Genomic DNA, 20322 nt, shown 5'->3' with positions numbered 1-20322 from the left:
CCTGACCAGCAGCGACCCCGACCCGGAGGTCCCGGATGTCCTTGGTCCGACGCATCGCCCGACCCCTGCTCGCGTCGATGTTCGTCGTGGGTGGCACCGACCAGCTCAAGCACCCGTCGGCGAAGTCCGCCTCGGCACGCCCGCTCGTCGAGAAGGTCGCCCCGCGGCTCGGGCTCCCCGACGACACCGAGCTCCTCGTGCGGGCCAACGGGATCGTCATGGTCGGCGCCGGGACGATGCTGGCCCTCGGCAAGCTGCCCCGCCTCTCGGCGGCCGTGCTCGCGGCCTCCCTCGTGCCCACCACGCTCGCGGGGCACGCGTACTGGCGCGAGGAGGACCCCGCGACCCGCGCCCAGCAGCGCGTCCACCTGCTGAAGAACCTCGGCCTCCTCGGCGGCCTGCTCCTCGCCGCCGTCGACACCGACGGCCGCCCGGGGCTGGCCTACCGCGCCCACCTCGCGAACGAGAGCGTCCACCGCGCGACCCGGACCACCCGGCGCGAGGTGCGGCACGCGGCGCGGACCGCCACCACCGAGGCGAAGCTGAAGGCGGCCCAGGCGCAGCATGCCTTCTCCTGACTGGCCCGCTCCGACCGCCGGGGCCCCGGTCGACGCCCGCGTCGTCCTCCCCGGCAGCAAGTCCCTCACCAACCGCTACCTCGTCCTCGCGGCCCTGGCCGGCGACGTCTCCCGGCTGCGGGCGCCGCTGCGCTCGCGTGACACGCTGCTCATGGCGGGCGCCCTGCGCACGCTCGGCGTCGCGGTCGACGACGTCGACGACGGCGACTGGCTCGTCACGCCGGCGGCCCTGACCGGCGGCGGCAGCGTCGACTGCGGCCTGTCCGGCAACGTCATGCGCTTCGTCCCGCCGCTCGCGGGCCTCGCGGTCGGCGCCACCCGCTTCGACGGCGACGAGGCCGCCCGGCACCGCCCGATGGCCCCCGTCCTCGACGGGCTGCGCGCCCTCGGGGTCGAGGTCGAGGACGGTGGCCGCGGTGTGCTGCCCTTCACGGTGCGGGGCACCGGCACGATCCGTGGCGGGGACGTGACGATCGACGCCTCGGCCTCCTCGCAGTTCCTCTCCGGGCTCCTGCTGTCGGCCCCGCGCTACGAGCAGGGCGTCACGGTGCGCCACGTCGGCGGGACGCTGCCGAGCCTGCCGCACATCGAGATGACGGTCGAGACCCTGCGCGACGCCGGGGTCGTCGTCGACGACGGCGACCCCGACACCTGGCGCGTCGAGCCGAGCGAGGTCAACGCGCTCGACGTCCAGGTCGAGCCGGACCTCTCGAACGCCGCCCAGTTCCTCGCGGCGGCCCTCGTGACCGGCGGCACGGTGCACGTCCCCGGCTGGCCGCAGTACACGACCCAGGGCGGCGACTTCGTCCGCGAGGTCCTCGACATGATGGGCGCCGAGGTCGTCCTCGACCGCTCGGGGCTGACCGTGTCCGGCACCGGCGGCATCCTCGGCGTCGACGTCGACCTCCACGGGTCCAGCGAGCTGACCCCGGTCGTCGCGGCCGTCGCCGCGCTCGCCGAGGGGCCGAGCGTCATCCGCGGCGTCGCCCACATCCGCGGGCACGAGACCGACCGCCTCGCCGCCCTGCGCACCGAGCTGACCGACGTCGGCGCCGAGGTCACCGAGACCGACGACGGCCTGCGCATCGTCCCGAAGCCGCTGCACGGCAACCGGTTCCGGACGTACGCCGACCACCGGATGGTCATGGCCGCCGCCGTCCTCGGGCTCGCGGTCCCGGGCATCGTCATCGAGGACGTCGGGACCGTCGGCAAGACGATGCCCGAGTTCACGACGCTCTGGGAGCGGATGCTCGACGAGCGGGTCCCCGCGGACGCCTGATGGTGAGGTCGAGCCGGGACTACGACGAGTCCGACGTGAGGATCCGTCCCAACCGCCGCGGGTCGAGGCCGCGCACGAAGGACCGCCCGAAGCACGAGGACGCCGTCGTCGGCCGCGTCCTCGGGGTCGACCGGGGTCGCTACCGCGTCCGGGTCACCACGCCGGACGGCCACCACGACCTCGTCGCGATGCGGGCGCGCGAGCTCGGGCGCAAGGGCATCGTCGTCGGTGACGAGGTCCACCTCGTCGGCGACACCACCGGGGCCGAGGGCTCGTTGGCCCGCATCGTCCGGGTCGGCCCGCGGGTCACCCTCCTGCGCCGCACCGCCGACGACACCGACCCGGTCGAGCGGGTGCTCGTCGCCAACGCCGACCAGCTCGTCGTCGTCTCGGCCCTGACCAACCCCGAGCCGCGCCCGCGCCTCATCGACCGCTGCCTCGTCGCCGCCTACGACGCCGGGATGGAGCCGCTGCTCGTCCTGACCAAGGCCGACCTCACCGACCCCGCGCCCTTCCTCGAGCAGTACGCGCCGCTCTCGGTGCGGCACGTCGTCACCTCCCGCACCGCCGACGGCATCGACGGCCTCGAGGCGGTCCTCGACGTCCTGCGCGGGCGGGTCAGCGTCCTCGTCGGCCACTCGGGGGTCGGCAAGTCGACGCTCGTCAACGCGCTCGTCCCCGACGCGCTGCGCGCGGTCGGTGTCGTCAACGACGTGACCGGCCGGGGTCGACACACCTCGACCTCGGCGGTGGCGCTCCCCCTGCCCGACGACGACGGGTGGGTCGTCGACACCCCGGGCGTGCGGTCCTTCGGGCTGGCGCACGTCGACCCCACCCGGATCGTGCACCACTTCCCCGACCTCGAGCCCGGCACCGACGGGTGCCCGCGGGGCTGCACCCACGACGAGGAGGAGTGCGCCCTCGACGCGTTCGTCGCGAGCGGCGGCGCCGGGCCGGCCGGCCCCTCCCGCCTCGACTCGCTCCGGCGCCTCCTGCGCACGCGGACGGCCGCCGGCGAGGAGTGATCCCCACCGGCGGCCGTCACGGGTGACGCGCCGGGCGCGTCAGCGCTGCTGGTCGTCCGTGTCCTGGACGACGCGGCTGGTGTCGACCGGCGCCTGCGGGTCGGAGACCGCCGACCGCTCGACCGTGGAGCGGTCGTCGGGGGCCAGCGAGTCGTCCTGCCCGAGACCGGAACCCACGTCGACGAGGTCGTCGGTCTCGCTGCTGACGAACCGCGCGTCGGGCTCGAGGTCGGAGACGTCGACGGTCTCGACGATGAGCCGCGGCTCGGCGAAGTGGCACGCCGACAGGTGGCCTCCGCTGCCGTCCTCGCGGACCTCGAGCTGGGGCTCCTCCTGGCTGCAGAGGTCCTGCGCCTTCCAGCACCGGGTGTGGAACCGGCACCCCGACGGCGGGTTCGCCGGCGAGGGCACGTCGCCGACGAGCACGATCTGCTCGCGCTTGCCGCGCAGGGTCGGGTCCGGCACGGGGACGGCGGACAGGAGGGCCTGGGTGTACGGGTGCGTCGGACGCGAGTACACCTCGTCCTCCTCGCCGAGCTCGGCCATCCGCCCGAGGTACATGACCCCGACGCGGTCCGAGATGTGCCGGACGACGGACAGGTCGTGCGCGATGAACACGTACGCCAGGCCGAGCTCGTCCTGCAGCTTCTCCATGAGGTTGACGACCTGCGCCTGCACCGACACGTCGAGCGCGGAGACCGGCTCGTCGCAGATGAGCACCTTGGGGTTGAGCGCGATGCCGCGCGCGATCCCGATGCGCTGGCGCTGACCGCCGGAGAACTGGTGCGGGTAGCGGTTGATGTGCTCCGGGTTGAGGCCGACGAGGTCGAGCAGCTCCTGGACCCGCTGCCGGCGACCGCCCTTGGGGACGACGTCGGGGTGGATCTCGAGCGGCTCGCCGATGATGTCGCCGACCGTCATCCGCGGGTTGAGCGAGGTGTACGGGTCCTGGAACACGATCTGGATGTCGCGACGCAGGCGGCGGGTCTCGCGGGCCGAGGCCCCGGACCAGTCCTGGCCGCCGAACTGCACGGAGCCGGCGGTCGGCTCCTCGAGGCGCATGAGCAGCCGGCCGAGCGTGGACTTGCCACAGCCGGACTCCCCGACGATCCCGAGGGTCTCGCCCTTGTGCAGGTCGAAGCTGACCCCGTCGACGGCCTTGACGTGGCCGACCGTGCGGCGCAGCACACCCTTCTTGATCGGGTAGTGCTTGACCAGGTTGTTGGCGCTGAGGACGACCTCAGGCATCGATGACCTCCTCGGCGAAGTGGCAGGCGGACAGCCGGCCGGGGGCGACCTCGCGCAGCGCGGGACGCTCGGTGCGGCAGACGTCCTGCGCCATCCGGCAGCGCGGGTTGAACGGGCACCCCGGCGGGATGCGCATGAGGTTCGGCGGGAGGCCACCGATCGCCGCGAGGGTCTGGCCCTTCTGGTCCAGGCGCGGGATCGACTCGAGCAGACCGCGCGTGTAGGGGTGCGCCGGCGAGGCGTAGAGGTCGAGGACCTCGGCCTTCTCGACGAGGCGCCCCGAGTACATGACGGCGATCCGGTCGGCGACGTCGGCGACGACGCCGAGGTCGTGCGTGATGAGGATGAGCCCCATCTGGCGCTCCTCCTGCAGCTCCTCGAGCAGGGCCATGATCTGCGCTTGGACGGTGACGTCGAGGGCGGTCGTCGGCTCGTCGGCGATGAGCACCGCCGGGTCGAGCGCGATGGCCATCGCGATCATGATGCGCTGGCGCATGCCGCCCGAGAACTGGTGCGGGTAGGCCTTGACCCGGTCGCGGGCGGCCGGGATCTGCACCCGCTCCATGAGGCGCACGGCCTGCTCGAGCGCGTCGCTCTTGTTGGTCCCGCGGTGCACGCGGAACATCTCGGCGATCTGCCACCCCACCGGGAAGACGGGGTTGAGCGAGGAGAGGGCGTCCTGGAAGATCATGGAGACCTCCGGGCCGCGCGTCTTGCGACGCTGCTCCTCCGGCATCGTCAGCAGGTCCTCGCCGCAGTAGCGGATGTGCCCCTGCGGGATGACCGCCGGCGGCATGTCGAGGATGCCCATGATCGCCTGCGCGGTGACGGACTTGCCCGAGCCGGACTCACCGAGGATGGCGAGCGACTCGCCCTGGTGCAGCTCGAACGAGACGCCGTTGATGGCCGTGGCCACCCCGTCGCGGGTGTGGAACTCGACGAAGAGGTCGTCGACCTCCAGGAGGACGCCGTCCTTCGGGGTGTAGGTGTGCCCCGAGGTCGTGGTGTCGGTGCTCATCGTGGCGGTCACCGGTTCTTCGGGTCGAGGGCGTCACGGACCACGTCACCGAGCATGATGAACGCGAGGACCGTGAGGGACAGGAACAGGCTGGGGAAGAACAGCATGTGCGGCGTGGTGCGCATGCCCACGACCGCGGCGCTGATGTCGACACCCCAGGAGACGGTCGGCGGCTGCAGGCCGATGCCCAGGTAGGACAGGGTCGCCTCCGCCGAGATGTACGCACCGAGGTTGATCGTCGCGACGACGATCATCGGGGCGAGGGCGTTGGGGACGATGTGCGAGCGCACGACGCGCCACGGGCTCGCGCCCAGGGCCCGCGCCGCCTGCACGTAGTCGTTCGGCTTGACCTGGATGACGCTCGAGCGCATGAGGCGCGCCATGCTCGGCCAGCCGAGGACGACGAGGGCCAGCACGACCTTGAGGACGATGTAGAAGTAGTTGTCCGTCGGCGGCAGCGTGACGAGCACGATGACCGCACCGAGCAGCAGCGGGATGGCGAAGAAGACGTCACCGAGCCGCGAGAGGATCGTGTCGGTCCAGCCGCCCACGTAGCCGGCGAAGACGCCGACGATGCCGCCGACGAGCGTCGTGAAGACGGTCGTCAGGAGCCCGACGAGGATCGACGCCCGGGCCCCGTAGATGCAGCGGGCGTAGATGTCGTAGCCCTGGATGTCGCGGCCGAACCACGCGTCGGCGTTGGGCCGGACGCGGGCGTCGGCCAGGACCGCCTCGGTGGGGTTGGTGCTCGTGAACAGGCTCGGGAAGACGGCCATCAGCGTGAAGATGACGATGAGCACGGACGCCACCCAGAAGAGGGGGTTGCCGCGCATCGTGCGCCAGGCGTCCGAGGCGAGCGAGCGGGCCGGGCCCGTGTCCCCTCCGTCGGCGGGGGCGGTGGGCGTGGTTTCGGCGACAGCGGCCTCAGTCATGGCTGATCCTCGGGTCGAGCAGTCCGTACAGCAGGTCGACGAGCAGGTTGACGATGAGGTAGACGATGACGAGGAACGTCACCGACCCCACGACCGACGCGCCGTCCCGCACCCGGATCGCGCGGAAGATGTACCCGCCGACGCCGGGGATGTTGAAGATGCCCTCGGTGACGACGGCGCCGCCGAGGAGGGCCCCGAAGTCGAACCCGATGAAGGTGACGACGGGGATGAGCGAGTTGCGCAGCGCGTGCAGGCCGTAGGCCCGGCGCTTCGTCAGGCCCTTGGAGATCGCCGTGCGCACGTAGTCCGAGCGCAGGTTCTCGACGAGGTTGGTCCGCATGAGCCGCGCGACGTAGGCGACCGACAGCGAGCCGAGCACGAGGGCCGGCAGGAGCAGCTCGTAGAAGGAGGGGTTCGCCGACGTCACCGTGACCGGGAAGAGCCCGAACTTGACGCCCAGGTAGAGCTGGGCGACGTTGCCGATGACGAAGATCGGGATCGAGATGAGGACGAGGGTCGAGACGAGGACCAGGTTGTCGAGGAAGCCTCCCTTCCTGATCCCTGTCACCACGCCGGCGAGGATGCCGATCACCGCCTCGATGAGGATCGCCATGAAGGCGAGCTTGGCGGTGACGGGGACGCGCAGCTTGAGCTGGTCGGCGACGGGGATGTCGCTGGAGGTCGTCCCGAGATCCCCCTTCGCCAGGTTGATGACGTACTTGCCGTACTGGACGGGCAGCGGGTCGTCGAGGTTGTACTTCTCGATGAAGGCCGCGCGGTAGGCCGCCGAGCAGGGGCGCTCACCGCACTTGCCCGCGACGGGGTCGCCGGGTAGGGCGAAGACCATCGCGAAGATGAGGAACGTCGCTCCCAGGATCACGGGGATCATCTGCAGGATCCGCCGGACGATGTAGGTGCCCACGTCACCTCCTTGGGGTTCAGGGACGCGTCGCCGGGGGTCGGGCGAGAGGCGTCGGGGTGGATTACCGGGTTGAACCTAGACCATGCGTGCGGGCATCGGTAGCAGCGGACCCGGGGTTTCCGCTGCGTCGCCCGGACACGGCCGTCGGCCTGCCAGCTGCTGCTGACAGGCCGACGACGCGTGCGGGGTGGACCTCAGGAGGCCCGCCGGGTCACTTCAGGGCGACCGACGAGAAGTCGATCGTGCCGAAGGCGGTGATCTTCACACCGGTGACCTTGTCGGACCAGCCCATGGTGGTCTTGCCGTACCACATCGGGATGGCCGGCATGTCCTGCGCGAGGAGCGCCTCGGCCTGCTGGTAGAGACCGTTGGCCTCCGCCTCGTCGGTCGACGCGGCCGCATCGGTGAGCAGCTTGTCGAACTCCGGGTTGGAGTAGTCACCGTCGTTGGAGGACGCGCCGGTCTTGAAGATCGGGGCGAGGAAGTTCTCGATCGACGGGTAGTCCATCTGCCAGCCGGTGCGGAACATGCCCTTCATCTTGCGCTCGGTGATCTCCGTGCGGAAGGTCGCGAAGTCGACGACACCGGTGGCGACGCAGTCGACGCCCAGGGCCTGCTTGATGCTGTTGCAGGTGGCCTCGGTCCAGTCCTTGTGCGCGGCGTCCGCGTTGTAGGAGAGGGTGATCTTGTCGCCCTTGAAGCCGCCGGCCTCCTGGAGGAGGGCCTTGGCCTTGGCCGGGTCGTACGTGCAGTACTCACCGCACTGGTCGGCCTTGTAGCCGTCGACGACCGGGGAGACCCAGCCGGTCGCGGGGACGCGGGTGTTGTTGAAGATCTGCTTGATGATCGTGTCGCGGTCGATCGCCATGGAGATCGCCTGACGGATCTTCGGGTCCGCGTAGTTCGGGTCGACCTTGGTCGGCGCGAAGGTGACCGTCTGGATGACGCCGGTCTCCTTCTGCGCGTTGCGGTCCGGGAGGTCGGACTTGTACTTGTCGTCGATCAGCGCGCTGGTCGGGATCTCGTCCGTGATGTCCAGGTTGTTGCCGATGACGTCGTTGTACGCCGAGTCGGACTCGGTGTAGATCTTGAAGGTGATCTTGTCGACCTTGCCGCCGAAGTCACCGGTGTAGTCGGCGAACTTGGACAGGACGATCGACTGCTCCTTGTTCCAGGCGTCCAGCTTGTACGGGCCCGAGCCGATCGGCTTGTCACCGAAGGCCTTGGGGTCCGAGAAGAAGGCGTCGGGGAGCGGCGCGAACGCCGAGTAGCCGAGGCGGACCGGGAGGTTCGAGACCTTCTCGGTCGTCTTGATCGTGAAGGTGTAGTCGTCGACCGCGACGAGACCGGTCAGCTTGTCGCTCTTGGCCTTGCCGTCGCCGGCGCAGGGGTCGTCACCGGCGCCGGTGCACTGCAGGTCGCCGTAGCCCTCGATGGGCTCCATGAAGTAGCCCGAGGACTGGCCGTTCGGGGCGTACGCGGCGTAGTTCCAGGCGTCGACGAAGTTCTTGGCCTTGATCTCGGTGCCGTCGTGGAACTTGCGGCCCTGCTTCAGCTTGACCGTGAAGTTCTGGTTGTCCGTCGTGTCGATGGACTCCGCGAGGTCGTTCTCCGGCTTGGCCGTCTCGGCGTTGTAGTGCACGAGCTTCGAGAAGATGGCGTCGATGACGTTGCCACCGCAGGTCTCGGTCGTGTTGCTCGGGACGAGAGGGTTCTGCGGGTTGCAGCCGCGGACGGTGATCTCGCCGCCCGTCTTGCCGCCGGCCGCCGAGCTCTGGTCGCCGCTGCTGTCCCCGCTGCCGCAACCGGCAGCGAGAAGAGCGACGGCGGACATGGCCGCAACGGCGACCGTGCGAGCAGTTCCTCGCATGGATGTCCTCCTGTGACGTGGTGCCACCCGAGGTCGGGTGGGCTTCTCCGTGAGGATGCCCCGGTCGGGTGCATCTCCCTGACAACGCCCTCCGGCGGTGCCCGCACCACTTAAGACCAGAACCTGCACCGAGGGAAGTTCCGAAGCGCACCGAGACCCGATTGTGACCGAAGTGCGACCGGACCGTGCCGCAGGCCGGAAGATCTTCGGCGGTCCGCGGTAGGTTGAGCCGCGTGCCGGGCTACGACGACGACCTCCGCCTCGCCCACGTCCTCGCCGACGCCGTCGAGCGCCTGACGATGGAGCGCTTCCGCGCCGAGGACCTGCACGTCGAGACCAAGCCCGACCTCACCCTCGTGAGCGACGCCGACCGCGCCGCCGAGGAGCTGCTCCGCGCGCAGCTGAAGCGCACCCGCCCGCGCGACGCCGTCATCGGCGAGGAGCTGCCCGACACCGGCTCCAGCCCGCGGCAGTGGATCGTCGACCCGATCGACGGCACCCACAACTTCGTCCGCGGCGTGCCGGTCTGGGCCACCCTCATCTCCCTCGTCGACCACGGCGTCCCCGTCGTCGGCCTCGTCGCGGCCCCGGCCCTCGGCCGGCGCTGGTGGGCCTCGCAGGGCACGGGGTCGTGGTCCGGCCGCAGCCTGACCAGCGCCCGCCGGCTGCGCGTGTCCGGTGTCTCGACGCTCGACGACGCCTCCCTGTCCATCTCGAGCACGACCTCGTGGGAGGCGGGCGGCCGGCTCGACGCGATGCTCGGGCTCGCGCGCTCCTGCTGGCGCGAGCGGGCCTACGGCGACTTCTGGTCCTACATGCTCGTCGCGGAGGGTGCGGTCGACATCGCCGCCGAGCCGGAGCTGTCGACCTACGACATGGCCGCGCTCGTCCCGGTCGTCACCGAGGCCGGGGGCCGCTTCACCTCGCTCGACGGGGTCGACGGGCCGTTCGGGGGCAACGCCGTGGCGACCAACGGCCTGCTCCACGACGAGGTCCTCGCGCGCCTGGCCGGCGACGGCTCCCCGAAGAGCGGCTCCTAGAAGAGCGGCGCCTGGTCGGCCTCGGTGGGCACACCCTCGAGGTGCAGCAGGAGGGCCTTGCACTCCAGGCCACCGGCGTAGCCGGTCAGGGTCCCGTCGCTGCCGACGACCCGGTGGCAGGGAAGCACCACGGGCAGCGGGTTGGCCCCGTTCGCGGCACCGACGGCCCGTGACGCGCCCGGCGGCAGGCCGAGCCGCGCCGCGAGCGCCCCGTAGGTCGTCGTCGTCCCCCACGGGACGGCGGCCAGCTCGCGCCACACCCGCTGCCGGAACTCCGTGCCGGCCGGGCGCAGCGGCAGGTCGAAGACCGTGCGCTCCCCCGCGAAGTACTCGGCCAGCTGCCGGCGGGCCGCGGCGAGGACCGGCGGGACGTCGGCGCCCTCCTCCACCGGCCCGGCGGCGTCGAACCGGATCGCGACGAGGGCGCCGTCGTCGGCGACGAGCTCCAGCGCGCCGACCGGGGAGCGGACGACGAGCGAGCCGGTGCCGACGTCAGCGGGCAACCGTCGTCACCGGCCCGGGCACCCGGCCCTCGAGCGCCGGCACGATGCTCGCGGCGTCCCCGACGAGGACGACCGTCCACTCCCCCGTCGCCACCCGGCGGTAGGCGGCGTCGAGGTCGTCGACCCCGAGCTCGCGCAGCGCGGCGAGGTTGCGGGTGGTGAAGTCCAGCGGCAGGCCCTCGAGCGCGAGCGCGGCGGTCTCGTCGGCCACGGCGTCGGCGGTCGCGTACCGACCCGGAGCCGTCTTGCTGACGAAGTCGACGCCGGAGCGCAGCTCGGCGGCGGTGAACCCGTCGCGCGCACCGGCGAGGATGCCGAGCAGCAGCTCGACCGCCTCGCCCGTCACCTCGGAGCGCACCGACCCGGACGTGACGAACGAGCCGCCCGCCACGCGCGGCCGGAACGAGGAGCGGATGCCGTAGGTGTAGCCCTTCTCCTCGCGCAGCACGGCGTCGAGGCGGGCGTTCGGGGAGCCGCCGACGACGAAGGCGAGCACCGGGTGCGGCGCCCAGCCGTGCGGGGTCGAGCGGTCGGGGCCCGGGCACGAGACGGCGATCTCGGTCTGGACCGACCCGGGCCGGTCGACGACGACGACGCGGGCGCGGTCGGCCGCCGGCCGCGGCGCGCCCGGCCGGCTGCCCGGCTCGTGGCGCGGGGCCGCCCACTCCCCCAGGGTCTCGGTCAGCACGCGGACGGCGTCGGTGCCGGTGAGGTCGCCGGCCAGGACGACGGTCGCGCCCTGCGGGCCGACCCGCCGGGCGTGGTGCTCGACGATCGCCTCGCGGGTGATCCGCCCGACCGACTCGACCGTGCCGGCGGCCGGGCGCGAGGCGCGCTCGCTCGGGTCCCACAGGGTCGCGGCGACCTCGCGCGCGGCGCGGTGCGCGGCCGAGGCCCGCTCCTGCTCGATCTCCGCGAGCCGGCCGCGCAGGATGCGGCGCACCTCGGCCTCGGGGAAGACGGGATGGGCCAGCGCCTCGGTGAGCAGGCGGGCGGCGGTCGGCAGGTGCGCCTGGGGCACGTCGACGTCGACGAGCAGGCCGCCGTCGGAGACCCCGGCGCCCAGGGCCATCCCGTGCCGCTCCATCAGCTCGGCGAACTCCTCGGGGCCGTGCTCGGCCGTCCCCTCGTCGAGCAGCCGCGCGGTCATCGAGGAGATGCCCTCGAGCCCCTCGGGCTCGTCGGCGAGCGAGGCCGGGACGACGACCCGCAGCGACAGGACGTACTGGCCGGGCAGGTCGTGCAGGAGGAGGCGGACCCCGTTGGGCAGCAGGTGCTCCTGCGCCGTCGGGAAGGCCCACGGCGCGGGCGGGAGGACGACGGGTCGGGTGCCCACGGTGCTCACGCGACCGCCTCCGTCGACTCGGCGTCGTCGGCGGCGTCGAGGTAGGCGACCACCGCCCGGCTCTCGGGGCGCAGCCAGCGCCGGGTCGCCTCCATGACGCGCTCGGCCGTGACCGCGCGCACGGTGTCGAGGTGGGTGTTGACGATCTCGGGGTCGTCGTGGAGCAGCGTGTAGCGGCTCAGCAGGTCGGCGCGCTCCTCCTGCGAGGCGAGGGCCGAGAGCCACGCGCGCTCGGACTGGGCGATGGACGCCTCGAGCTCGGCCTCGGTCGGGCCGTCGGCCGCGAGCCGCTCGAGCTCCTCGAGCAGGGCCGCCTCGAGGTCGGCGGGGTCGGCGTCGGGGGCGGCGTCGATGACGACGAAGCCGAGCGAGACGCCGTCGACGAAGCCCCAGGCCGTGGCGTGGGCGCCGACCGCGCTCTGCTCGCGGCGCACGAGCCGGCGCACGAGCCGCGAGGTCGACAGGCCGCCGAGGCAGTCGAGGGCGACGGTCGCGGCGACGAGCTCGTCGGTGCCGTCGACGGGCAGGCGGAAGGCGACGTGGAGGCGGTCGTTCGGGACCTGCTCGCGGCGCTCGACCCGGACCGGGGCCGTCAGCGGCTCGAGCTGGGGCAGGGCCGGCCGGGGGGTCTGCGCCCGGGCGTCGAGGCCGCCGAGGTGGCGCTCGACGAGGGCGAACCCCTCCTCGGGCTCGATGTCGCCGCAGAGGGTGAGCACCGTGTTGTCCGGCGCGTAGAAGCGGCGGAAGAACGCGTGGACGTCCTCGAGGTCCGCGGCGTCGAGGTCCTCCATCGACCCGATCGTCGGGTGGTGGTAGGGGTGCCCCTCGGGGAAGACCGTCGCGTAGACGTCGATGAGCGCGGTGCCGTACGGCTGGTTGTCGTACCGCTGGCGCTTCTCCTCCTTGACGACGTCGCGCTGGTTGTCGAGGTTCTCCTGGGTCAGCGCGTCGAGGAGGTAGCCGTGCCGGTCGGCCTCGAGCCAGAGGGCGAGCTCGAGCGCGCCCTTCGGCACGGTCTCGAAGTAGTTGGTCCGGTCGAACCAGGTCGTCGCGTTGAGCCGGCCTCCCTCGGCCATGAGCGCCTCGAAGTGCTCGCCGCTGCGGACGTTGCGCGAGCCCTGGAACATCAGGTGCTCGAAGAGGTGCGCGAACCCCGTGCGTCCCGCCTGCTCGTGGCGGGAGCCGACGCCCACCCAGAGGTTGACGGTGACGTTGGGGACGGTGTGGTCCGGGGAGACCACGACACGCAGCCCGTTCGGGAGCGTGCGGCGGTGCACCGGGTAGTCGAGCGGCATGGCCGTCACCCTAGGTCAGCGCCGCCCCCACGTCCCAGCCCCGGGCGGACCGGACGTCAGCCGACGTCGCGCAGGTCCTCGCGCGGGGCCCCGCGCAGCTCCTCGCCGACCTGCTGCATGGCCCGCCGCCCGAACACCTGCTGGTGGGTGGCCACGCGCTCGGCCCGGCCGCGGCCGAGGAAGCTGACCGCCCAGTGCAGCAGCGTCGTGATGCGGCTCTTGAAGCCGATGATGTAGACGAGGTGGATGGCCAGCCACAGCACCCAGGCGAGGAAGCCGTGGAAGCGCAGGCGGCCGATCGACGCGACGGCGCTGAAGCGCGACACCGTGGCCATCGAGCCCTTGTCGAAGTACTCGAACTCGCCCTGCGACGGCTTGCCGTCGAGCCGGTGGGCGATCTCCTTGGCCGCGAAGCGCGCGCCCTGGATCGCGACCTGCGCGACGCCCGGGAGGTCCTTGAGGGCGATCATGTCGCCGACGACGAAGACCTCCGGGTGACCCGGCAGCGTGAGGTCGTCCTGCACCTTGACGCGCCCGGCGCGGTCGAGCTCGACGCCCGACTGCTCGGCCAGCTGCTTCCCGAGCGGGCTGGCCTGCACCCCGGCGGCCCACACCTTGGTCAGCGACTCGACGCGGGTCACGTGGTCCTGGCGGTCCTTGTAGGTCAGCCCCTCCTCGTCCACCCCGGTGACCATCGCGCCGGTGCGGACGTCGACGCCGAGCTCCTGCAGCCGCTTGCGGGCCGCTCCCCCGAGCCGCTCGCCGAAGCTCGGCAGGATCGTGTCCGCGGCGTCGAGGAGGATGACGTGCGCCTGCGTGGGGTCGATGCGGCGGAAGTCGTGCCGCAGCGTGCGGCGCGCGAGCTCGGCGATCTGCCCGGCCATCTCGACGCCGGTCGGTCCGGCCCCGACGACGACGAAGGTGAGCGCGCGGCGCACCTCCTCCTCGGTCGTCGCGACCTCGGCGAGCTCGAAGGCCCCGAAGATGCGGCCGCGCAGCTCGAGCGCGTCGTCGACCGACTTCATCCCGGGCGCGAACTCCGCGAACTCGTCGTGCCCGAACCAGGACTGGCCGGCCCCCGCCGCGACGAGGAGCGAGTCGTACTCCGTGACCGTCGTCGTGCCGAGCAGCTCGGAGGTGACGGTGCGCGCCGTGAGGTCGACGTCGGTCACCTCGCCGAGGATGACGCGGGCGTTCTTCTGCTTCGCGAGGACCTCACGGGTGCTCGGGGCGATCTCGCCCTCGGAGAGGATGCCCGTGGCCACCTGGTAGAGCAGCGGCTGGAAGAGGTGGTGGGCGGTGCGCGCCACGAGGGTGATCTCGACGTCGTCGCGGCGCTTGAGGGCCTGCGTGCCGAAGAGGCCACCGAACCCCGAGCCGATGACGACGAGGCGGTGCTTGCGGTTCAGGGGGGTGCTCACGTCCGGGTCAACGTGCACGGCGCTGTCGGTATGCCGGGGCTGCGGGGTGCTGGGGGTCACGGCGGGGTCTCCTGGGGCTGGGCGCGGGAGGGGCGGTGCCCGCGCGGGCGGAGGGAGCGACGGCGGTCCCGGGGGTGGTGGGCTCCCCCGATCATCCCGGCTCGCGGCGCCACGTGGGGGCGGGCGAGCAGGGCTGAGATGGAGGGTGCTGCGGGTCGGGCGTCTGCGATGACGCCTCGTCCCGGGGGCAGGACCCGCGCTTGCGCGCCGGTCGCCTGGGCAGGACCCGCGCTCACGAACGAGGCCCCGATCCGGCTGTCGCCGGTCGGGGCCTCGTTCGTACTGGTAGCGGGGGCAGGATTTGAACCTGCGACCTCCGGGTTATGAGCCCGGCGAGCTACCGAGCTGCTCCACCCCGCGTCGTGGTGAGTCGCACCCCGGGGGGCGCGCTCGGTATGTCTCGAGATTAGACGATGGACTCCGCCGGGACCAAATCGGCCCCGGCGGAGGCCGTCGTCAGCCCGCGCTCGCGGTGGTCGACGCCGACGGCGTCGGGGACGGCGAGGCCGACGGGGACGCCGAGGGCGTCGGGGTCGGGGCCGTCGTGCCCAGCTGCCGGGCCAGCTCGTCGGCCTGGGCGATCGCCGCCGACAGCTGCTTCTGCGCCTCGCCGTAGGCCGTGAAGTCGCTCTTGCTCAGCGCCTCCTGGCCGGCCTGGTAGGCCGCCTGGATCTCGCCGATGGCAGCGCTCAGCTGCTGCGGCAGACCGGTGCCGGGGTCGGTCGGCGTCCCTCCGCCGCCGTCCCCGCCGCCGTCGGTGCCGCCCGAGTCGCCCGCTCCCTCACCGAAGAGCCCGGTGATCGCCTGGTCGAGGGTGTCGCCCCAGGCGACGTTCGAGCCGTAGACGGCGACAGTGATCTTGTTCTGCGGGAACGAGCCCGAGCCCTCCGAGGCCTGCACGTAGACCGGCTGCACGTAGAACGTGCGGCCCTGCAGGGGGAAGGTCAGCAGGTTGCCGAAGGTCAGCTTCTTGCCGCCGCTGGAGTTGTTGGTGATGTACTGCGCCAGGCCCAGCTGCTCCGCCGGGTTCTGCGAGCGGACGTTGGAGTTCTGGATCTGGTTGCGCACCTGGCCCGGACCCGACGGCGCCTGGTTCGAGGAGTACTCGACGAGCCGCAGCTTGCCGAAGTTCTCGGCCCGCTGGCCCGCGGTCGACCCCGCGTCGGCATCGACGGCGAGGAGGCCACGGAGGATCTCGCGGCCGCCCTCGGCGTTGCTCGCCGGGACGAACGGCGAGGTGATCGAGAACGAGGGCCGCTCCTCCCCCGGCAGCGCGATCGACTGGAACACCACGGGGATGTCCTGGGTCGAGAGCGAGGGGTCGCGCGGGACCCGCCAGCGGTCGTTGCCGGTGTAGAAGTCGTCCGGGTTGGTGATGTGGTACTCGTTGAGCAGGTCGCGCTGGATCTTGATGAGGTCCTGCGGGTAGCGGATGTGCGACATGAGGTCGCCGGAGATCTCCGAGATCGGCCGGACCGTGTTGCCGAAGGCCTGGCTCCACGCCTTGAGGATCGGGTCGCTGGTGTCCCAGCCGTAGAGCTTGACGGAGCCGTCGTACGCGTCGACGGTCGCCTTGACCGCGTTGCGCACGTAGTTGGCCTCGCCGGAGCGGACCTGGACGACGTTGCTGCGGTTGGCCACCGAGTCCGACGTCGCGTTCGCGAGGTCGAGCAGGCGGCTGTTCGGGTAGGCCGACGAGGTCGTGAACCCGTCGACGATCCACTGGACGCGGCCGTCGACGACCGCCGGGTAGACGTTGCCGTCGAGCGTCAGCCACGGGGCCACCCGCTCGACGCGCTCCTGCGGCGTGCGGTGGTCGAGGATGCGCGAGCTGCTGTTGACCGCGTTGGAGAGGAAGAAGTTCGCCTCGCGGTACTTGACGGCGTACGCGAGCTTGCGCAGCGTCGAGCCGATGGCCACGCCGCCACCGCCGCCGTAGGTGTTGTTGACCGACGACCCCTCGGAGGAGCCCGGGCGGTCGTACTCGCGGGTCGGGCCGCCGGCCGGGCCGCCGACGACGGAGTACGACGGCGAGAGCTCGCCGAAGTAGATCCGCGGCTCGTACTCACCGAGGTTGTTGCGGGTGCCGCCCTCGAAGAAGACGGGGTCGCCCTCGGGGGTGCGCTGGTTGCCGTAGGCCGCGTAGAAGCCGTAGCCGTGGGTGAAGACGGTGTGGTCGTTGATCCAGTTGCGCTGGCTGTCCGGCAGGCCGGACAGGTTCATCTCGCGCACGGCGACGACGGCGTCGTTGACCCGCCCGTCGATCGTGTACCGGTCGACGTCGAGGGTGTCGGGGAAGGCGTAGAAGTCACGTTCGCCCTCGAGCTGGCGGAAGGTCGGCGCCACGACGTTGGGGTCGATGACGCGCACGCCCGGGATGGCCTCGGCGCCCGAGCGCAGGGTGTTCTCCGAGGGAGCCGTCGCCGGGACGGTGTTCTCGATGCGCTCGACGCGGTCCAGGCCGAAGGCCGAGCTCGTCGCCTTGATGTTGCGCTCGATGTACGTCGCCTCGAGCGAGCGCTCGGACGGCTTGACCCGCAGCGACTGGATGAGCGCCGGGTAGATCGTGCCGGCGACGACCGCGGTGACGACGAGGAGGCCGACGCCGATGATCGGCAGCCGCCAGCTGCGGCTCCAGATCGCGGCGAGGAAGAACAGGGCGCACATGATGGCCGCGACCGCGAGGATCGCCTTCGTCGGCAGGACCGCGTTCGCGTCGGTGTACGTGATGCCCGTGAGGAGCGACCCCTTCTGCGTCGAGAGGGAGTAGCGGTCCAGCCAGTAGGAGCCGGCCCGGGTCAGCGCGATGAGCGCGCCGACGACCCCGAGGTGCACGTACGCGGCCCGCGTCGACGGTCCGCGGCCCGGCAGCTGGAGGCCGCCGTAGACGTAGTGCGTGAAGGCCCCGGCGAGGAAGGTCAGCACGAGGACGACCGTCAGGAAGCTCACGAGGAAGCGCAGCCACGGCAGGGTGAAGACGAAGAAGCCGACGTCGAGCCCGAACTGCGGGTCGGTGGTGCCGAACGGCTGGCGGTTGGCCCACAGGAGGTAGGTGCGCCAGGCCCCCATCGAGCCCGAGCCCGCGAGCAGGCCGAGGACGCCGGGGACGACGAACAGCGCGACGCGCCGCAGCGGCTCGATGGCCTGGCGGTACTGCTCGAGGACCTGCTGCGCCGGCGTGACCGGGACGTAGATCGGCCGGGTCCGGAAGGCGACGACGAGCGAGGCCGCGACCGCGCCGGCGGTCAGGAGGAAGGCGATGACGAAGATGACGGCCTTCGTCGCGAGCTCCGTCGTGAACACGCCGCGGTAGCCGACCGACTCGTACCACCAGACGTCGGTGAGGACGTCGGCGGCGATCCCGCCGAGCACCGCGAGCGCGATGAGCACGAGCAGGGTGGGCAGCAGCGGCCCCCGTCGACGCATCCGGCCGGGCCGGGCCGCCTCGCCGGCACCCCCGGCTCCGTCATCGGGTCCGTCCGGACCGTCGCGTCCGTCGAACCATTCCGAGCGACTCACAGCTCTCCTCGTCCCGTGTGCCGGGGTCGTCGTGCGATGGGTGTGGCCAACCTATCTCGCCCTCCCGAACGCGCGGCGGGCGGGAAAGGTTGCGTCGGGCACCATGGAGCCCGTGAGCCACGACCGACGCCCCGTCACCGACCCCCTGACCCTCGCCGCGCTCGACACCGAGCGGCACGTCGCCCGCTCCGGCTGGGACCAGCCGGTGCGGCTCTTCGCGCTCGTCCCGACCGCGGAGCTCGTCGAGCGTGAGCCGCAGCTCGCGCAGGGTCTCGCGACGCACGACGCCGTCACCGGGGCGCTCTCCGCCGTCGAGCAGGACGAGCTGCCGGAGGCCGGTGGCCTCGAGGACCTCCTCGGCCGGATCGCCTGGCCCAGCGAGGTCGTCGGGTGCGCCGTCGCCGTCGAGCGGGTCGTGCTGCCCCCGGCGGCCGAGCGCGACCTCCCGGAGGACCCCGACGAGGCCGTCCGCGCCGTCGCCGCGCACCCCGACCGCGCCGACGTCCGGCTGCTCGTGGCCGTCACGCGTGACGGGTCGGCGCGCTGCCTGCTGCGCCAGCGGGCGCACGACAGCGACGACGAGGTCGCCCTCGGCGAGGACCTCGCGCCGGGCATCGTCCACGCCCTGCGCGCGACCCTGGACTGACCTCAGCCGCAGCGCGGCAGGCCGGCGGTGTCGCCCTTCGCGATGCCCTCGACCGCCGTGCGGGCGTCGTCGAACGTCGTGACCTTGAGCAGCGTCATGCCGTCCGGCACGTGCCCGACGGCGTCGGGGCAGTCGTCGGCCGGCGAGAGGAACCAGCGGGCGCCGGCCTCGTGGGCGCCGACCATCTTCTGCCGGATGCCGCTGATCGGCCCGACCGCTCCCCCGTCGGCGATCGTCCCCGTGCCGGCGATCCGCTGGCCACCGGTCAGCGACCCGGGCGTCAGCGCGTCGTAGATGGCGAGGGTGAACATCAGCCCGGCGGAGGGGCCGCCGACCTCGCCGGTGTTGAGGGTGACGGTGACCGGCAGGTCGTAGTCGGAGCGCAGGAGCACGCCGATGACCGGCTGCCCCTGGACGTCGCCGGTCGTCACGGTGAGGCGCTTCTCCTCGCCCCCGCGCTCGACGACGAGCGCGACCTCCTCGCCGGGCCGGTGCTCGCGCACCGCGCCGCGGACGGCGTCGGGGTCGCTGGCGTCGACCCCGTCGACGCTGCGCAGGACGTCGCCCTTCTCGAGCACGCCGGCCGCCGGGCTGCCGTCCGGGACGTCGGCGATGGCGACGTCCGTCGTCACCGTCCTGCCGAGGGCGCGCAGCGCGGTCGCCGCGGCGACGACCTGCGACTCGTTCATCAGCTCGACGTTCTGCTCCTGCACCTGGTCGGCCGTCGTGTCGTCCGGGAAGTAGTCGCTCTCGGGCGCGGTGTCGGTGTCGCCGCGCCACCACGCCTCGGCGAGGTCGTAGATCGTCACGGTCCGGCCGGGGCCGCCCTCGAAGGCGACGGTCGTGAAGTCGAGCGCGCCCTGCGTCGGGTAGGTCTCGGCGCCCTCGACGGAGAGGACGGGCTTGCCGTCGACCTCGCCGAGCACGTTGGTCGCCGGGCCGGGCGAGAGGATGACGTACGGCAGGCCGACGAAGGTCATCCCCGCCGCGAGGACGATGAGCACGAAGAGCGAGGTGAGGAGGGTCGCGGCGAGCCGGCCGCCGCGCGGCGAGGGCGGGGGCACGCGCCGGCCCTCGCCCTGCCCGGGAGGGGGCAGGGCGTCGACGGGGCTCACGGCAGCCCCACCCACTCGGTCGAGCCGTCGCCGAGCGACTGGTGCTTCCAGATGGGCGTGCGCGCCTTGAGGGTGTCGATGACCGCCCGGCAGGCGTCGAAGGCCTGGCCGCGGTGCGGGGCCGAGGCCGCGACGACGACGGCGAGGTCGCCGATGGCGAGGGTGCCGGTGCGGTGGACCGCGGCGACCCGCACGGCGTCCGAGGTGGCGAGGACGTGCTCGCAGACCTCCTGCATCGTCGCGAGCGCGCTCGGGTGGGCCGAGTACTCCAGGCCGGTCACGGCGTCGCCGTGGTCGTGGTCGCGGACGAGCCCGACGAAGAGCGCGACCCCGCCGCACGCGGGGTGACGGACGGCGTCGAGCGCCTCGTCGACGGACAGCGGCTCGTCGCGGACCGCGACGAGCGCGACCGCGGAGTCATGGGTGGCCATGGGGCTCCTCGGGGGACGACCACCGGAACGATTCGCGCGCGGTCGTGGTTGGGTACGACAGACGCCCATCCTCTC

17 protein-coding genes and 1 tRNA gene are annotated in these 20322 nt (G+C 72.4%); 5 read left to right on the top strand and 13 right to left on the bottom strand.

The features are described from left to right. Positions 1-35: 35 nt before the first annotated feature. The 3 genes from HL663_RS08945 to rsgA are packed head-to-tail and all read left to right on the top strand — an operon-like array spanning position 36 to position 2882. Positions 36-578 carry a DoxX family protein gene (locus HL663_RS08945; RefSeq protein WP_173028054.1) on the top strand — a complete coding sequence of 181 codons (543 nt, stop codon included), beginning with the start codon at positions 36-38 and terminating at the stop codon, positions 576-578. Then, a complete protein-coding gene (gene aroA, locus HL663_RS08940) occupies positions 565-1857 on the top strand; it encodes a 3-phosphoshikimate 1-carboxyvinyltransferase (protein ID WP_173028052.1) in 1293 nt (430 codons plus the stop codon). The genes HL663_RS08945 and aroA overlap by 14 nt, the downstream gene beginning before the upstream one ends. Then, the gene (gene rsgA / locus HL663_RS08935; RefSeq protein WP_173028050.1) at positions 1857-2882 is read left to right on the top strand and encodes a ribosome small subunit-dependent GTPase A; all 1026 of its coding nucleotides are present in this window, start codon (positions 1857-1859) and stop codon (positions 2880-2882) included. Before aroA ends, rsgA begins: the two co-directional genes overlap by 1 nt. 39 nt (positions 2883-2921) lie before the next feature. Here rsgA and HL663_RS08930 read toward each other — a convergent pair whose 3' ends face one another. The 5 genes from HL663_RS08930 to HL663_RS08910 all read right to left on the bottom strand — a co-directional run bounded on the left by HL663_RS08930 (position 2922) and on the right by HL663_RS08910 (position 8872). Then, positions 2922-4130 (bottom strand): ABC transporter ATP-binding protein, encoded by a 1209-nt coding sequence (locus HL663_RS08930; RefSeq protein WP_173028048.1) that lies wholly within the window; start codon positions 4128-4130, stop codon positions 2922-2924. After that, entirely contained in the window at positions 4123-5148 is a 1026-nt protein-coding gene (locus HL663_RS08925; protein ID WP_173028046.1) for an ABC transporter ATP-binding protein, read from the bottom strand. Before HL663_RS08925 ends, HL663_RS08930 begins: the two co-directional genes overlap by 8 nt. Positions 5149-5156: 8 nt before the next feature. Further along, a complete protein-coding gene (locus tag HL663_RS08920) occupies positions 5157-6080 on the bottom strand; it encodes an ABC transporter permease (protein WP_173028044.1) in 924 nt (307 codons plus the stop codon). After that, positions 6073-7002 carry an ABC transporter permease gene (locus tag HL663_RS08915; RefSeq protein ID WP_173028042.1) on the bottom strand — a complete coding sequence of 310 codons (930 nt, stop codon included), beginning with the start codon at positions 7000-7002 and terminating at the stop codon, positions 6073-6075. Before HL663_RS08915 ends, HL663_RS08920 begins: the two co-directional genes overlap by 8 nt. Before the next feature lie 211 nt (positions 7003-7213). Further along, positions 7214-8872, bottom strand: a complete 1659-nt coding sequence (locus HL663_RS08910; protein ID WP_173028040.1) for a peptide ABC transporter substrate-binding protein — start codon at positions 8870-8872, stop codon at positions 7214-7216. 224 nt (positions 8873-9096) lie between these two features. Here HL663_RS08910 and hisN point away from each other — a divergent pair, with 224 nt between their 5' ends. After that, positions 9097-9912: a histidinol-phosphatase gene (hisN, locus tag HL663_RS08905; protein WP_173028038.1), complete on the top strand. Its 816-nt coding sequence runs from the start codon at positions 9097-9099 to the stop codon at positions 9910-9912. Here hisN and HL663_RS08900 read toward each other — a convergent pair. The 6 genes from HL663_RS08900 to HL663_RS08875 all read right to left on the bottom strand — a co-directional run bounded on the left by HL663_RS08900 (position 9909) and on the right by HL663_RS08875 (position 17962). After that, positions 9909-10415 carry a methylated-DNA--[protein]-cysteine S-methyltransferase gene (locus HL663_RS08900; protein WP_173028036.1) on the bottom strand — a complete coding sequence of 169 codons (507 nt, stop codon included), beginning with the start codon at positions 10413-10415 and terminating at the stop codon, positions 9909-9911. The genes hisN and HL663_RS08900 overlap by 4 nt on opposite strands. Beyond that, on the bottom strand, positions 10405-11760 hold the full coding sequence (locus tag HL663_RS08895) for a M16 family metallopeptidase (protein ID WP_286176023.1): 1356 nt from the start codon (positions 11758-11760) through the stop codon (positions 10405-10407). The genes HL663_RS08900 and HL663_RS08895 overlap by 11 nt, the downstream gene beginning before the upstream one ends. Next, positions 11757-13055: a M16 family metallopeptidase gene (locus HL663_RS08890; RefSeq protein ID WP_173028035.1), complete on the bottom strand. Its 1299-nt coding sequence runs from the start codon at positions 13053-13055 to the stop codon at positions 11757-11759. The genes HL663_RS08895 and HL663_RS08890 overlap by 4 nt, the downstream gene beginning before the upstream one ends. A gap of 56 nt (positions 13056-13111) precedes the next feature. After that, positions 13112-14476, bottom strand: coding sequence for an NAD(P)/FAD-dependent oxidoreductase (locus tag HL663_RS08885; protein ID WP_173028033.1), 1365 nt, complete (start codon positions 14474-14476; stop codon positions 13112-13114). A 343-nt stretch (positions 14477-14819) separates the two neighbouring features. Continuing rightward, positions 14820-14896, bottom strand: a tRNA-Met gene (locus HL663_RS08880). A 96-nt stretch (positions 14897-14992) separates the two neighbouring features. Then, positions 14993-17962, bottom strand: a complete 2970-nt coding sequence (locus HL663_RS08875; protein WP_173028031.1) for a UPF0182 family membrane protein — start codon at positions 17960-17962, stop codon at positions 14993-14995. A gap of 196 nt (positions 17963-18158) precedes the next feature. On the opposite strand from HL663_RS08875, the gene HL663_RS08870 reads away from it, so the two are divergent. Then, entirely contained in the window at positions 18159-18701 is a 543-nt protein-coding gene (locus HL663_RS08870) for a PPA1309 family protein (RefSeq protein WP_173028029.1), read from the top strand. 2 nt (positions 18702-18703) lie between these two features. On the opposite strand, the gene HL663_RS08865 is transcribed toward HL663_RS08870, so the two are convergent. Both HL663_RS08865 and HL663_RS08860 read right to left on the bottom strand, forming a co-directional pair. Next, entirely contained in the window at positions 18704-19816 is a 1113-nt protein-coding gene (locus tag HL663_RS08865; RefSeq protein ID WP_286176021.1) for a YlbL family protein, read from the bottom strand. Next, positions 19813-20247, bottom strand: a complete 435-nt coding sequence (locus tag HL663_RS08860; RefSeq protein WP_173028027.1) for a molybdenum cofactor biosynthesis protein MoaE — start codon at positions 20245-20247, stop codon at positions 19813-19815. Before HL663_RS08860 ends, HL663_RS08865 begins: the two co-directional genes overlap by 4 nt. Positions 20248-20322 lie beyond the last annotated feature (75 nt).

Origin of the sequence: Arthrobacter sp. NEB 688 (genome assembly GCF_013201035.1) — a bacterium.
Taxonomy (GTDB): domain Bacteria; phylum Actinomycetota; class Actinomycetes; order Actinomycetales; family Dermatophilaceae; genus Phycicoccus.
The sequence above is the reverse complement of the archived record's forward strand: the minus strand, read 5'-3'. Positions and strand labels throughout refer to the sequence as shown.

Bases quoted from the DNA above. Each gene is read 5' to 3' on its own strand.
- HL663_RS08945 (WP_173028054.1), top strand. From the start codon at position 36: ATGTCCTTGGTCCGACGCATCGCCCGACCCCTGCTCGCGTCGATGTTC.
- aroA (WP_173028052.1), top strand. From the start codon at position 565: ATGCCTTCTCCTGACTGGCCCGCTCCGACCGCCGGGGCCCCGGTCGAC.
- rsgA (WP_173028050.1), top strand. From the start codon at position 1,857: ATGGTGAGGTCGAGCCGGGACTACGACGAGTCCGACGTGAGGATCCGT.
- HL663_RS08930 (WP_173028048.1), bottom strand. From the start codon at position 4,130: ATGCCTGAGGTCGTCCTCAGCGCCAACAACCTGGTCAAGCACTACCCG.
- HL663_RS08925 (WP_173028046.1), bottom strand. From the start codon at position 5,148: ATGAGCACCGACACCACGACCTCGGGGCACACCTACACCCCGAAGGAC.
- HL663_RS08920 (WP_173028044.1), bottom strand. From the start codon at position 6,080: ATGACTGAGGCCGCTGTCGCCGAAACCACGCCCACCGCCCCCGCCGAC.
- HL663_RS08910 (WP_173028040.1), bottom strand. From the start codon at position 8,872: ATGCGAGGAACTGCTCGCACGGTCGCCGTTGCGGCCATGTCCGCCGTC.
- HL663_RS08890 (WP_173028035.1), bottom strand. From the start codon at position 13,055: ATGCCGCTCGACTACCCGGTGCACCGCCGCACGCTCCCGAACGGGCTG.
- HL663_RS08875 (WP_173028031.1), bottom strand. From the start codon at position 17,962: ATGCGTCGACGGGGGCCGCTGCTGCCCACCCTGCTCGTGCTCATCGCG.
- HL663_RS08870 (WP_173028029.1), top strand. From the start codon at position 18,159: ATGGAGCCCGTGAGCCACGACCGACGCCCCGTCACCGACCCCCTGACC.
- HL663_RS08860 (WP_173028027.1), bottom strand. From the start codon at position 20,247: ATGGCCACCCATGACTCCGCGGTCGCGCTCGTCGCGGTCCGCGACGAG.